The sequence below is a fragment of the Areca yellow leaf disease phytoplasma genome (genome assembly GCF_041920595.1).
Map to the genome: position 1 here is coordinate 578300 of NZ_CP169277.1, position 3009 is coordinate 581308.

Sequence of the window (3009 nt, forward strand, 5' to 3'; positions counted from 1 at the left end):
AGCGTATTGCTAAATTTGCCGTTGCATTGAGGATTAGAGAACAATTAATATAGCGTTCACAAGGAGGCCATCAAAAATAGTCTTTACCAACGATAACATGTTCTTTGACAACGGGAACTGCTATTCTTTGATCAAAGACATACATTTGACCATCCCACAAATCAATTTTGAGTTTCGGGTGTTTTCCATAAGAAAATGATGCCTCCTGAATTTATAGACATCATCGAAACCTCTTTTTTAAGAAAGTGATCTAAATTTTTCACAACGCACACCACCAGTACAATAAGTTACGATTTTTTTTTATCTTTAATAAATTGGTGTTTTGTTTGACCCAATTTGGCAAATCACGAAAATGTCTAATATTGGGATTAACTGCATTTCTGAAATGTCCTAAATCATATTCATAGTCATTACGAGCATCAAGAATTAAAGTATCTTTTTCTTGCAAGGCTTACCATAAAAAGTGTGAGAGCTAAATAAGCACCTTTGTCCTTAGTAAGATCAACATTTTCTTGAAGACTCAAATTAACCAATTCGGGCTTAACTTTAATAGAAAGACGCCAGGGGAAAACATGTGCCTCTACAGTTTCCATTTTAAAAACGGTTAGTTGCAAAAACGAGGATCTTGTTTCCTAGTTGATCCATGTATTTATTTATTTGTTCTTCTGGACCTGACAAAGTACCGTTTATACCTTCTTGAGCAACCTGATAATACGTCCTAAAAGTCTAGAGATTCACAATATTTAAAATGTTGGTCTCTAAAAGTTTGAGGGTCTTTATTGGAGCATATTGATAATATAAAATAACTAAGTATTGCGAGTTAGAAGTTTGTGTCATAAAATAATTATGCCTCTTTTCAATTGAGATTGCATGCAAAATCTGATTAATTTGGACTTTATTTTATTATTAAAATAAATTGTTAGGAATTTGAAACAATGAATGATTAATGTTTTTTGGCTTCATTTATAATTTGTTATTCAAGATTTTTATGGAGCAAATCTTAAACTCTAATAAATATTAAGGATTATAAAATAAATTTTAGGGGCGTTCTTTCCAAAAAATATACATATTTTGAGCACCATTTAACATTTGTTTTTAAATCATCTAAACTATATTTTATTTCGCCTTTGAAACTTGCATTCCTTGTGCCACCATCAAAAAAGACTCCTAATAAATCCGAAGAAGGCCCTTTAATACGGCGCAAAAGACAAGGATAAGTTTTGATAGTCTCAGAATTTAACAAGGATAATTAGATACAAAACCCCAAAAAGATGGATTAATATTGTTGATATAGGTTTTTATTTGTTGAGGAAAAGTTTGAAAATTGTGGGGTCGTAAATAAATGTTTTTAATTTGCATATTGATATTACCTCACAATTATTTTCTTTTGAAGATGAAAGTAATGAATTTTGAAATAAGCTCTCGAAACAAAAAAAAAAATAGTAAAGGTTTTGTTAGTGGCTTTTTGTTTTACCAATAAAAACGCCGAATCAATTTATTTTTCATAAAAGATTCGACTCTATATTCTAAATTATTCTTGTTAAAACATTCAAATTACTTGATAATATCGGTTCCTAAATAAGGCTGTAAAACTTCAGGAACTGTAATAGTACCATCTTGGTTTTGATAATTTTCCAAAATAGCAATGACAGTTCTTCCAACAGCCAAACCTGAACCGTTTAGAATATGAACGTATTCATTTTATTATTTGCAGGATTTTTCATTTTAATATTGGCGCGTCTTGCTTGGAAATCGCAAGAATTACTGATAGAACCAATTTCACGATAACAATTATAGCTGGGTAAAAAAACTTCTAAATCATAAGTTTTTGCCATACTAAAACCCAAATCCCAAGTAGAAAGTAAAACAACACGATAAAGAAGGAAGTTTGAGCAGTTTTAGCACTTCTTCGGAATCTTTAACATTTGGTCTAGACATTCATAAGAATTTTGGGGATGGCAAAACTGGGTTAATTACTACTTTATTAAATTGATGTTGTCTAAAAATTCCTCTAGTATCTTTATGGCCTGAGCCTGCTTCTTGGCGAAAAGCAGTAGTGTCAAGGCGACGTATTTAATAGGAAGTGTGTCTGGTTTAAAAATTTCTTCACGATGCAAATTAATAGTAGGAACTACTGCTGTAGGATTTAGATACCAATTATTTTGGAGTTGTAAAGCTTGTAGACTTCATCTTCAAACTTGGGTAATTGACCTGTGGCTAAACATGGATTTTTCATTGATAATATAAGGAGAAGGAATAATTTCTTGATAACCTTTTTTACTATGAAGATCCATCATAAATTGAATTAAGGCTCTTTCGAGGCGTGCTCCTAGCCCTTTGCAAACAACAAATCCTACCAGAAATTTTAGAAGCTTTTTTTAAAGTCCGAATATCTAATTTTCAGCTAAATAAACATGGTCTTTGGGCGTAAATGCAAAAAGTTCTTGTTGTCCTTCGCAATACAATTCTCATATTGTCCTTATCGTTTGTCCAAATTGCAAAGAATCGTGTGGTAAATTGGGGTGTCAACCAAAAGATCCAGTGTGTGTGTGTAAAAAAAAAAAATTTCACTAGTTTTAACTTTGTTCTAGTTTTTGTAAATCATCACGCAAAAATTAGTGTCTTTGCAAAACAAGAGTACATCTTCTTAAGTGTTAGCTTTGGGCAACTTTTTTAGATGATTGATTTTTTTGACTTCTTAAATCCTGTATTTCCAAAAGTAAAGATTTTCTTTGTTGTGCTAAAAAGAGGTAATTTATTAAATAAGAAAATATTTTTTTGCCTTTTTTCTAATTTTGCAATAACAGAGGCAAGATTTTGGACTACAAAATTCAGTTCTAACATAAAAAAATACCTCTTTAGTTTGGGAAAAATTAATTTAATGGTGGCAAAAATAATAAGTTTTAATTGGAAAAATATAAATGTAGTAAGAATATAAATTTCTGTTAGTTAATGGGTTTGAAAATTTTTACTTATTTTTATTATTAAACCATTTATAAAAGCAATAAT

Annotated in this window: 4 protein-coding genes and 1 pseudogene; all 5 read right to left on the minus strand. The window is 30.3% G+C overall.

Going from position 1 to position 3009, the window contains the following annotated elements; all coding sequences use genetic code 11:
- Nucleotides 1-259 precede the first annotated feature (259 nt).
- A complete protein-coding gene (locus ACEW7V_RS03265) occupies nt 260-448 on the minus strand; it encodes a rhodanese-like domain-containing protein (protein ID WP_374695429.1) in 189 nt (62 codons plus the stop codon).
- On the minus strand, nt 420-593 hold the full coding sequence (locus tag ACEW7V_RS03270) for a hypothetical protein (protein WP_374695430.1): 174 nt from the start codon (nt 591-593) through the stop codon (nt 420-422). The genes ACEW7V_RS03265 and ACEW7V_RS03270 overlap by 29 nt, the downstream gene beginning before the upstream one ends.
- Nucleotide 594: 1 nt before the next feature.
- Nucleotides 595-678 (minus strand): hypothetical protein, encoded by an 84-nt coding sequence (locus ACEW7V_RS03275; protein ID WP_374695786.1) that lies wholly within the window; start codon nt 676-678, stop codon nt 595-597.
- Between the two features lie 346 nt (nt 679-1024).
- The gene (locus ACEW7V_RS03280) at nt 1025-1243 is read right to left on the minus strand and encodes a hypothetical protein (protein WP_374695431.1); all 219 of its coding nucleotides are present in this window, start codon (nt 1241-1243) and stop codon (nt 1025-1027) included.
- Between the two features lie 311 nt (nt 1244-1554).
- Nucleotides 1555-2844: pseudogene (gene serS, locus ACEW7V_RS03285) on the minus strand (serine--tRNA ligase).
- Nucleotides 2845-3009: the final 165 nt, after the last annotated feature.